Source organism: uncultured Maritalea sp. (genome assembly GCF_937139385.1).
GTDB lineage: Bacteria > Pseudomonadota > Alphaproteobacteria > Rhizobiales > Devosiaceae > Maritalea > Maritalea porphyrae_A.
The window spans coordinates 1-9,447 of sequence record NZ_CAKZPW010000171.1; the positions used below are offsets into that span (position 1 = coordinate 1).

Annotated in this window: 12 protein-coding genes and 1 pseudogene; 8 read left to right on the forward strand and 5 right to left on the reverse strand. The window is 48.7% G+C overall.

Annotated features, from left to right (window positions below):
* Positions 1-131: 131 nt before the first annotated feature.
* Positions 132-359, reverse strand: a complete 228-nt coding sequence (locus tag Q0231_RS07380) for a hypothetical protein (RefSeq protein ID WP_299346795.1) — start codon at positions 357-359, stop codon at positions 132-134.
* A 74-nt stretch (positions 360-433) separates the two neighbouring features.
* On the opposite strand from Q0231_RS07380, the gene Q0231_RS07385 reads away from it, so the two are divergent.
* Positions 434-922: a MarR family transcriptional regulator gene (locus Q0231_RS07385; protein ID WP_299346796.1), complete on the forward strand. Its 489-nt coding sequence runs from the start codon at positions 434-436 to the stop codon at positions 920-922.
* Here the strand turns inward: Q0231_RS07385 and Q0231_RS07390 are convergent.
* The 4 genes from Q0231_RS07390 to Q0231_RS07405 form a co-directional block, all read right to left on the reverse strand.
* A complete protein-coding gene (locus Q0231_RS07390; RefSeq protein ID WP_269393854.1) occupies positions 919-1,239 on the reverse strand; it encodes a hypothetical protein in 321 nt (106 codons plus the stop codon). The genes Q0231_RS07385 and Q0231_RS07390 overlap by 4 nt on opposite strands.
* A 9-nt stretch (positions 1,240-1,248) precedes the next feature.
* Positions 1,249-2,244: a hypothetical protein gene (locus Q0231_RS07395; protein ID WP_269393853.1), complete on the reverse strand. Its 996-nt coding sequence runs from the start codon at positions 2,242-2,244 to the stop codon at positions 1,249-1,251.
* Positions 2,245-2,361: 117 nt separating this feature from the next.
* Entirely contained in the window at positions 2,362-2,811 is a 450-nt protein-coding gene (gene dksA / locus Q0231_RS07400) for an RNA polymerase-binding protein DksA (protein WP_269393852.1), read from the reverse strand.
* Between the two features lie 145 nt (positions 2,812-2,956).
* On the reverse strand, positions 2,957-3,376 hold the full coding sequence (locus tag Q0231_RS07405; protein ID WP_269393851.1) for a flagellar assembly protein FliX: 420 nt from the start codon (positions 3,374-3,376) through the stop codon (positions 2,957-2,959).
* 260 nt (positions 3,377-3,636) lie between these two features.
* On the opposite strand from Q0231_RS07405, the gene Q0231_RS07410 reads away from it, so the two are divergent.
* The 7 genes and pseudogenes from Q0231_RS07410 to Q0231_RS07440 form a co-directional block, all read left to right on the forward strand.
* Positions 3,637-4,752 (forward strand): flagellar basal body P-ring protein FlgI, encoded by a 1,116-nt coding sequence (locus Q0231_RS07410; RefSeq protein ID WP_269393850.1) that lies wholly within the window; start codon positions 3,637-3,639, stop codon positions 4,750-4,752.
* Positions 4,752-5,090 carry a rod-binding protein gene (locus Q0231_RS07415; RefSeq protein WP_269393849.1) on the forward strand — a complete coding sequence of 113 codons (339 nt, stop codon included), beginning with the start codon at positions 4,752-4,754 and terminating at the stop codon, positions 5,088-5,090. Before Q0231_RS07410 ends, Q0231_RS07415 begins: the two co-directional genes overlap by 1 nt.
* Positions 5,087-5,578 carry a hypothetical protein gene (locus Q0231_RS07420; protein WP_269393848.1) on the forward strand — a complete coding sequence of 164 codons (492 nt, stop codon included), beginning with the start codon at positions 5,087-5,089 and terminating at the stop codon, positions 5,576-5,578. Before Q0231_RS07415 ends, Q0231_RS07420 begins: the two co-directional genes overlap by 4 nt.
* Before the next feature lie 108 nt (positions 5,579-5,686).
* Positions 5,687-6,070 carry a hypothetical protein gene (locus Q0231_RS07425; protein ID WP_269393847.1) on the forward strand — a complete coding sequence of 128 codons (384 nt, stop codon included), beginning with the start codon at positions 5,687-5,689 and terminating at the stop codon, positions 6,068-6,070.
* A 192-nt stretch (positions 6,071-6,262) separates the two neighbouring features.
* The gene (locus Q0231_RS07430; RefSeq protein WP_331283676.1) at positions 6,263-7,369 is read left to right on the forward strand and encodes a flagellin; all 1,107 of its coding nucleotides are present in this window, start codon (positions 6,263-6,265) and stop codon (positions 7,367-7,369) included.
* 158 nt (positions 7,370-7,527) lie between these two features.
* Positions 7,528-8,640, forward strand: coding sequence for a flagellin (locus Q0231_RS07435; protein WP_299346801.1), 1,113 nt, complete (start codon positions 7,528-7,530; stop codon positions 8,638-8,640).
* A 208-nt stretch (positions 8,641-8,848) separates the two neighbouring features.
* Positions 8,849-9,447: pseudogene (locus tag Q0231_RS07440) on the forward strand (ABC transporter substrate-binding protein); the annotation flags it as partial.

Genomic DNA, 9,447 nt, shown 5'->3' on the forward strand with positions numbered 1-9,447 from the left:
AACCACGAATTCAAGGCGCTACAAGAGAACTTGCCCGACGATAGCTACCGTTTTGTCGCCTTTGGCGAGCAGCCTGTCGGGATACAAATGACCCGTAAACCGAGCTAGGCAAAGGGCAACAGACCGGTGCGTTAAGGAACTCCCGAAACCGCCAAAAATACGATTGGATGCCAGCCAACCTGCGCCGCTATTTTGCCATTAACCGTCGTCGCGCCAAAAAAACTGCCAACAACAACCAATAGAGCAAACGGCAAGAACTTCTTGAAATTGGAGTTTTCAATCAGGCTTTTACTTCCACCTGCAGTTTCCTCAACCAAAGGCTTGTTTTTTGGCGACATTGCTAAGATAAATTCGGCCATTGATATTCTCCAGTTCGCACTTGGATTATATCTTTACATAAAGTATCTTGATGTCAAGATAAATTGAGGTGACTATGGACCGCGCGCAGCTTGCAGCCAATCAATGGCAAAAAGAATGGCCCGAAATCAATGGCTTACCTATGCTCACGCTGGGTCGTTTAGCAGAAGTTGCGGCCCGAATAATGCAAGAAGAAATGGAACCTTTTTTTGCCCAGCATGATCTTCACGCAGGGGAATTTGATGTTTTAGCCACATTGCGACGCAGCGGCAAACCCTATGCCCTCACCCCAACGCAACTATATGAGGCGACCATGGTTTCATCCGGGGGCATGACAAATCGTATCGATCGATTGGAAAAATCAGGCCTTGTGGAACGACAAAAAAACCCAAACGATCGCCGTGGCGTCATCGTTGCGCTCACCAAATTGGGGTATGAAAAAATCACCCACATCATCCCACTTCACATCAAAAACGAAGAGCGGATTCTAACTTGTCTATCTAACGAGGATCTCAACCAGCTCAATCATCTCACGAAAAAGCTGTTAGATGGACTGCAAACCTAGCAGTCAAAAGGAACAAATTTCGAAAAAATCTGCTGTGCTTCTGCGAGATCTACTAAAGGAACGTAGTCGCAAACCTGAGCATATTCAGCCCACATTTCCAACACTTTTGGATTGGAATGCGCCTCATGCATCGCTTCTTCACTGATCCACTCAAAGACCTCAATAAAGGTCCCATCACTCGCGCGCATGACGATGGACTGACGTTCGGTTGCCAGCCCTTGATCCCGCAAACGCTGAACGTGGGTTTTCATTAATTCCGCCAACGCCTCATCACAACCCTGTTTGGGTCGATATCCAACAATGACGATGCGGGACATTTTCGCTCCCTACTTCAAAACATGCCGCTTTTGCGAAAGCTCTGCCAAAAGTGGATCAATGTGCTGTGAGAACTCCTCGCGCCTTGCAGTCTTTATCTGTCTTAAAACCCGCATAGCGTGGTCGGCAGTAAACTTTTCGAAATAACGACCAGCATCTAGACCATCAGGCCATACATTGGACAGGCGACGGTTGATATATTCCTCGACCATATACTGCTGTCGTTGGATAGATTGGGCAAATGTGCCAAGGCTCCAAGCCATTTTCAGTGCATAAAGGTCAACGCCAGCGCGACTTCCCCCGGTCAATCCAAACCGCTGCATATATTGGCGGCTCTTGGCTTCAAACCGTTGCGGCGCATAGTCTTCGGTCACATCTTGCCACCCAAGCGCCCCAAGCGTGGCAACAAGCCCACTCGGTGTCACTCGTTCTTGAAATTGGAGATCAAATCGACCTGCATCGGCCAAGACCTTTAGCACAAGATCAGAGCAAGATAGCCATTCTTTGATTTGCTTGGCGTTGCTATCGCGAGGTCCGCGCCCAATTCCCAAAAACCGACGCAATCCGTATTTGGACTCAATATACCGCCACGCCTTCATCATGGATTCAGCGCCAAACGATGTGTCGGGGGCGGTCAGACCAGGCGCACGCAGCACCAGAAAGTCGCGATATCTATTCTGACTGTCGTAACAAAGGTCAATTACGGGCACAAATCGCACACCGCCGGGATGTACCATATCTGTATAGTACCCTTTGACCGCTCTAGGGTACGCCTCAATTGCTGTAAGCTCAGACCCCACCAGCGCACAGTGTGTGAATTTGCGGTCGGACTTAAAGGCGTCAAGATCGAACACATGCTGAAACGCAACATTGACGTTCGATTTTGGTCCATACGAACGGTAGAACACGACATCGTAAGGTTTTGAAATCGGCCAAGAATGCCCTGCAGGCACAGATGAACTGGAGCGCGTGGTAAGCTGTTGATCATGCATCGAAGCCTGATTCATACGCAACTCACCCCTTTCAACCCCACTGACCAATGCAACTCAGAACCATCACACAATGAATATGCATGAAACGCAACACAAATTGCACGCTATCCGTTCATCGCGAACTGATCAGGATCAATCGTCGCGGTAAACTTTTTCCCGCCGCTCATGTTTTTCTTGCGCTTCAAGACTCATCGTTGCGATTGGCCGAGCGTCTAGTCGTGCAAGACCAATTGGCTCGCCAGTGACTTCGCAATACCCATAAGTCTTGTCATCAACACGCGCCAGAGCCGAGTCAATTTTGGAAATCAGCTTGCGTTGCCGATCTCGCGTCCGCAATTCAAGGGCACGATCACTTTCAGATGACGCTCTGTCCGCTATATCTGGGTGATTTTGACTTTCCTCTTGCAATGCCTCAAGCGTCTCCTTGCTCTCGCGCAGAATATCCTCTTTCCACGCGACCAGCTTCTTGCGGAAATACGCAAGTTGGCGGGCATTCATAAATTCTTCGCCTTCGGTCGGTTTGTAAGTCTCAGAACCACTAAAAGTTGGCTCTTCCAATTCGACCTTGCTCTCCAAATCCATTGACACAGCAATATACTCCCTAAGTCTATGCGCGACATATATAATGGCCAAGACAACCCACGGCAAGTGAGTTTGTTACGCTGCATGTAAGGATTGTGTGTGACTGGAATATGAAACGAGCTATTCTGAAGCCCAAAATCTGCAACTATTTGTATCTATTGAACTTTGCAAGTTCGACACGTACGCGCAATTCAATATCATCAATTATTGAATCAAGCGAAGGATCAAGGTTGCCACGCGCTTTTGTGACCAGATTCAGCATATTATCGAGCCGAGATTCGGAAATCTGTCCAACCAATAAGTCGGTTTTGATTTGTTCTAAACCATCCAAAAGGTCGTGCCCCCGTTTAACCGCCTTTTTTCGCGCGAATGTTGGGTCTTCAACAGCTTGCAACGCCAAAAGAGCGTCTATTCCACCAACGTCCTGGCTCGGTGCAGAGGTTTCCGATCGCGCAACCGGTGCACTCTCACTAGGAACAGAAAAAGCCGAATCCTCAGACTTTCCGGCCTTTTTGCCAGATTTCTGTGCCGTCCTATTCAATCGATTTGCATCTGTAATGCGCATCTAGAATTTGTACTCCAAATCACCTCAGAGCGTGAAATACGCCCACTAGGCAAAATTTACCACAGTTCACCAGCAAATCACCAAGAATAGGCAGCTTTTTCCTCTAAAATTTTCCAGACAAAGATTCATTTCAAAAAATCAATGCATTTCAACGCCTTAACGGAAGTCGAAAATTGGCACGATATTCGCAACTGTTAGGGCAATAGCGATGGAACATGTGCTGGGGAGCATATGCATCATTCGAACAATTGGGGAAGTTGATGACCAAACTGACGGCATTTATTATTTCAGTCCTTTGTGTCCTAACGATTGCTCTGGGCTTTGTAAGCAACGCGAACGCCGCCCGGATCAAAGATATTGTGGACATTGAAGGTGTTCGTGAAAACCAACTGGTGGGCTATGGACTTGTGGTGGGCCTCAACGGCACGGGTGATGGCCTCAACAATTCACCTTTCACCAAACAAAGCTTGCAAGCCATGCTGGAACGCATGGGCGTCAACACATTGGGCGCATCAATGCGAACCGCAAATGTTGCCGCCGTTATGGTCACCGCCAACTTACCGGCATTCGCATCGCAAGGCTCAAGAATTGACATCAATGTTGCAGCCCTTGGCGACGCCAAAAGCTTGCAGGGCGGCACATTACTCGTTACCCCGCTAATGGGTGCAGATGGCGAGGTTTACGCAATTGGGCAAGGTCAAGTTGCGATAAATGGATTTTCCGCTGGTGGGGATTCAGCCACTGTTATTTCCGGTGTGCCGACAACTGGCCGCATTTCCTCGGGCGCCATCATTGAGCGGGAAGTAAACTTCTCCTTAGGTGCGCGTCGTTCAGTCCGCTTGGCGCTTCGCAACCCCGATTTCACCACATCTCGCCGTATTGCGCTCGCCATCAACAATTTGATTGGCATGCCAACCGCAGTCCCCATTGATAACGCTACGGTTGAATTGACCCTCCCACGCGGCTTCAATGGCAACATTGTGGATTTGGTCACCGATATTGAACAACTGGTGGTCACTCCAGACCAAACCGCCAAAATCGTAATTGATGAAAACTCCGGCATCATTGTCATGGGACGTGAAGTGCGTGTGTCAACAGTTGCTGTTGCGCAAAGCAACTTAACTGTAACGATCACAGAAACACCAGAAGCCTCGCAGCCAGCACCGCTTTCACTTGGTGAAACCGTTGTCCTGCCGCGTACCGAAGTTGCAGTCGATCAAGTGGACAGCAAATTGGCATTGGTTGAAGAAGGTGTCACCTTGCAAGAGCTTGTCGACGGCCTAAATGCCTTGGGCATATCACCACGAGACCTCATCTCGATTTTGCAGGCAATAAAATCCGCGGGCGCACTGCAAGCCGAAATTGAGGTAATGTAATGGCCTATTCCCAAATTCACATTCCGGTGCAGCGCCCAGCGCATATGCCCGAACAAGCTTTCAATCAGCTCAAAAGCAAAGCCGTGGAACTCGAAGGTGTGTTTTTAAATACCCTGCTTTCTCAAGTTTCTTCAAGCGTAGACACTGAGGGGGACTTCGGTGGAGGCTACGGCGAGGAAACGTGGCGCGGCATGCAAGCCTCTGAAATGGCAAACAGCATGGCCCAAGCGGGCGGCATAGGCCTTTCAGACAGCATATTGCGAGATCTCATTGCCACTCAGGCGGCATCAAACTCACCTCAATTTACTGCACTTCCAGGCGGAGCATACAAAAAATGACACCTCAACAGATGCGCGCTCAAGCACTCGCAAAAACCAGAAAGCTTCCTATGCCGGATAGTCCCGAAAAAGTATGCGCCGACGCCGATATCGCTCTTCACTCATTAGTTGATGTGACGAACAAGGAAACAAATCTGCTCCGGGCTGGCAAATTACTAGAAGCAAGTGAGCTTGCAGCACGAAAAGCTGAATTGGCCCAAACTTACGTCGGTCTGGCCCGCGCAATTCAATCAAACGCGCAGGAGATAAAGGAAACAGCACCACACCTTCTGCAAAAACTGCAACAAGGCCAAGCTGCCCTTGCCACACAAATGGCTGAGAACTTGCGTGTGCTTGCCACCGCCAAATCTTTGACCGAAGAAATCGTCAGCAGCGTCGCATCTCAGCTGGGGCAGTCAAACCAAACCGCAGCATACGGCAACACCGGCCGCGGCACGGCCACTCAAGCAGCTTCCATCAAAGGCGTTTCGGTCAACACATCCCTGTAACATTAATTTCAATTTGAATTAATTAGCATCGATTCAAATCATTGAACTTCAACACGCCTCCTCCATACTAAAAACTGCCAAGAAGGCTGATTTTAATGGAGAAGACCCGTGAACCTCAGAATTGAGTCGGCAGCCGGTTTTCAAGGTGGCGCTTTTGCCGCTGGCAATGCCAGTTTAAAAAGCGAACATTATGGCAAACCGGACGCTGCCGCTGCGAAAGCACCCGCAAGCGACGCTAAGCCTGCGCCACCGTCACCCCAAATTGTGACTGCGGTCAGTGAAAAACCGATCGACCAGTTTCCAAAGCTCGTTGGACCAGCAGCGCCAGCCAGTGTGCTCTTTGAAGCATCCCTGGTGGCAAGCGCAAAGGTCAAAGCCAGCGAAGGAAATACCGATGGCGAGAAGCCAACAAACACCATTTTTCCGCGCATGATCAATCGCCGGTGGGTCCCCTCACCCGCAGCCATGCGCATGCTCGAGGACCTTAAATAAATCAACCAGTTAAACGAAAGGAGATAACCCTCTATTAACCCTAAAACACACCCCACTTGCCCCGTTAAGGTTTGATTCAATCAACCCGGGCTTTATGGGTGCCATGCTGGAGAAAACACTTGTTGGTGTTGATCCGGGTTTAGCGTGAGCCAGAAAGGCTCACTTGTATGCCAGAATGGAGTATTTAGTATCATGGCTATTCAACTATCAAATGCAGTTCGTCAGAACCTTAACGCACTTCAAAGCACAGCTGAAATGCTGGGCCAAACTCAAAACCGTCTATCGACTGGTTTGAAAGTGAACTCAGCGCTGGATAATCCAGGTTCTTTCTTTACAGCACAATCATTGAATTCCCGCGCTTCAGACCTTTCATCACTTCTTGATGACCAAGGCCAAGCCGTTCAAACGCTAAAAGCGGCTGATGAAGGTATTCAATCAATCACAAAACTTGCTGAAGCTGCCAAAGCGAAAGCAAACCAAGCTTTGCAGTCCTCTTCAACAGCTGACCGTCGCAAGTTCGCTGGCGAATATAACGAATTGATGACACAGATTGAATCAATCGCAAAAGATGCTGGCTACTCAGGCAAAAACTTGCTTGCTGGTTCAGGCAACGATTTGTCAGTGGTATTCAACGAATCTGGTTCATCAAAAGCAACTGTTACTGCTGTTGATTACACAGACACAACTGGCACTCTAGGTCTTGCAGACCAAGCCGTTGGCGTAAACGGTACTGTGTCAATTACCCTTGCTGCCATCAACGCAAGTGATGAAGCTGGCGATACATTGGAGCTTTCTGTCGGTGGCTCAGTTGTTTCAACAGTTGCCCACACCGCCGACCACGATATCGATGCCTTGGCCGCAACTTGGAATGCGATTGACGGTGTGACAGCTACCGTTAACGGCACGAGCATCGACATTGTTTCGGAAAATGGTCAGGTTTCAATCGATGATACCGATGCAACCGCAGACCTTGCGACAACAGCAAGCACCAACTATGTCAAAGGTGGCTTTGACACAGATACGGACATCAACGCGACTTTGTCAAAACTAACTGACGCATTGGGTTCACTTCGCTCACAGGCTTCAACATTCGGTACAAACTTGACTGTTGTTGAAAACCGTCAGGACTTTACAAAGTCTATGATCAACACATTGCAAGAAGGTGCAGGCAAACTAACACTTGCCGATTCTAACCAAGAGGGTGCGAACCTTCTGGCCTTGCAAACACGTCAGTCTTTGGCTTCGACTTCACTGTCATTCGCCTCACAAGCTGACCAAAATGTGTTGCGTTTGCTCTAGTTCAAACAAACAGATAAGTAGATTTCAAGGCGGGTCTTCGGATCCGCCTTTTTTGCACCCTGCAAACGCCATTAACCTAGCGTTAGGCATAATCAGGCATTTTCTAGAAAGAGGTTCCAGGAAGGAGCCCTTAAGTACCTAGAAAAGGAATTTAGTAAATGTCTGAAATGATTCATCTTTCGTCCGCAGTGCGTCAAAACCTGCTCTCACTGCAGAATACCGCGGACTTGATGTCAAAAACCCAAAACCGTCTCGCTACCGGCCTAAAGGTCAACTCAGCGCTCGACAATCCGGGTTCATTCTTCACAGCTTCTTCATTGAACAATCGCGCATCTGATCTTGGCGGCCTGCTAGACGATATGGGCCAAGCCGTTCAAACGTTGAAAGCTGCAGACGAAGGCATCCAATCTATCACCAAATTGGTAGAAGCTGCAAAAGGCAAGGCAAACCAAGCTTTGCAATCTTCATCAATGGCCGACCGTCGAAAGTTTGCCAGTGAGTACAACGAGCTCCTTTCACAAGTTGAAACACTCGCAAAAGATGCTGGCTATTCAGGTAAGAACTTGCTTGCTGGTACGGGCAATGATTTGTCGGTTGTATTCAATGAAGACGGCACTTCAAAACTAGGCGTTTCTGCAGTTGATTATACTGATTCAACGGGTGCGCTAGGGCTTGCAGATTTGGCCGTCGGTGTAAGCGGCACCGTATCAATTACCCTTGCAGCTATTAACGCAAGTGATGAAGCTGGCGATACATTGGAGCTTTCTGTCGGCGGCTCAGTTGTTTCAACAATTGCCCACACTGCCGACCACGATATCGATGCCTTGGCAGCGACTTGGAATGCGATCGACGGCGTTACTGCTACCGTTAACGGCACGAGCATCGACATTGTTTCGGAAAATGGTCAGGTTTCAATCGATGACACCGATGCAACCGCAGACCTTGCGACAACAGCAAGCACCAACTATGTCAAAGGTGGCTTTGATACAGATACGGACATCAACACTTCGTTGACGTCACTATCCTCCGCATTGGGCACACTTCGCTCTCAAGCGTCTACCTTTGGTACAAACCTCACCGTTGTTGAGAACCGTCAGAACTTCACCACTCGTCTAATCAATACGTTGGAAGAAGGCGCCGGCAAGTTGACATTGGCAGATAGCAACTCAGAGGGTGCGAACCTTCTTGCATTGCAGACTCGCCAGCAACTTTCTTCAACCTCACTATCGTTCGCCTCTCAGGCAGACCAAAACGTGTTGCGTTTGTTCTAAGCTTAACAACTCCACACAATTTCGCAAAAGGCGGGTCTTCGGATCCGCCTTTTTTACGTTCGTAACATACTGAAAACAAACACTTTCGCAAAATGCGACGTCTTTTTTCGCAAAATGCAACCGCGTTAACCTTTCGTTATCCATAGACTGGCATCCTCAACATACGGCCCCAGAATGGGGTTCTGTATAGCCTAGAAGAGGAAAAATAATGTCTGAGATGATTCATCTTTCAGCGGCCGTACGCCAAAACTTGCTCTCGCTGCAATCCACAGCGGACTTGATGTCGAATACACAAAATCGACTGGCAACCGGCCTCAAAGTAAACTCCGCCCTTGATAACCCAAATTCGTTTTTCACAGCATCCGCTCTGAACAACCGCGCATCTGACTTGAGCGGCTTGCTCGATGATATGGGTCAAAACGTCCAAACGCTCAAAGCTGCAGACGAGGGCATTCAGTCCATCACCAAACTGGTTGAAGCTGCAAAAGGTAAAGCCAATCAGGCTTTGCAAACATCTTCAATGTCCGATCGCCGCAAGTATGCGTCTGAGTATAATGAATTGCTTAGCCAAATTGAGGATCTTGCAAAAGACGCTGGCTACAATGGCAAAAACTTGCTTGCAGGCACAGGTAATGACCTGACTGTGGTGTTCAATGAAGATGGTACTTCAAAGCTCAACATTTCAGCTGTTGATTATACGGACACCTCCACAGGGCTCGGCATGGCCGATCAAGCCGTTGGCGTAAACGGTACTGTGTCAATTACCCTTGCTGCCATCAACGCAAGTGATGAAGCTGGCGATACATT

Coding starts and splice junctions, on each gene's coding strand:
- Q0231_RS07380 (WP_299346795.1), bottom strand. CDS start 359: ATGGCCGAATTTATCTTAGCAATGTCGCCAAAAAACAAGCCTTTGGTT.
- Q0231_RS07385 (WP_299346796.1), top strand. CDS start 434: ATGGACCGCGCGCAGCTTGCAGCCAATCAATGGCAAAAAGAATGGCCC.
- Q0231_RS07390 (WP_269393854.1), bottom strand. CDS start 1,239: ATGTCCCGCATCGTCATTGTTGGATATCGACCCAAACAGGGTTGTGAT.
- Q0231_RS07395 (WP_269393853.1), bottom strand. CDS start 2,244: ATGAATCAGGCTTCGATGCATGATCAACAGCTTACCACGCGCTCCAGT.
- dksA (WP_269393852.1), bottom strand. CDS start 2,811: ATGGATTTGGAGAGCAAGGTCGAATTGGAAGAGCCAACTTTTAGTGGT.
- Q0231_RS07405 (WP_269393851.1), bottom strand. CDS start 3,376: ATGCGCATTACAGATGCAAATCGATTGAATAGGACGGCACAGAAATCT.
- Q0231_RS07410 (WP_269393850.1), top strand. CDS start 3,637: ATGACCAAACTGACGGCATTTATTATTTCAGTCCTTTGTGTCCTAACG.
- Q0231_RS07415 (WP_269393849.1), top strand. CDS start 4,752: ATGGCCTATTCCCAAATTCACATTCCGGTGCAGCGCCCAGCGCATATG.
- Q0231_RS07420 (WP_269393848.1), top strand. CDS start 5,087: ATGACACCTCAACAGATGCGCGCTCAAGCACTCGCAAAAACCAGAAAG.
- Q0231_RS07430 (WP_331283676.1), top strand. CDS start 6,263: ATGGCTATTCAACTATCAAATGCAGTTCGTCAGAACCTTAACGCACTT.
- Q0231_RS07435 (WP_299346801.1), top strand. CDS start 7,528: ATGTCTGAAATGATTCATCTTTCGTCCGCAGTGCGTCAAAACCTGCTC.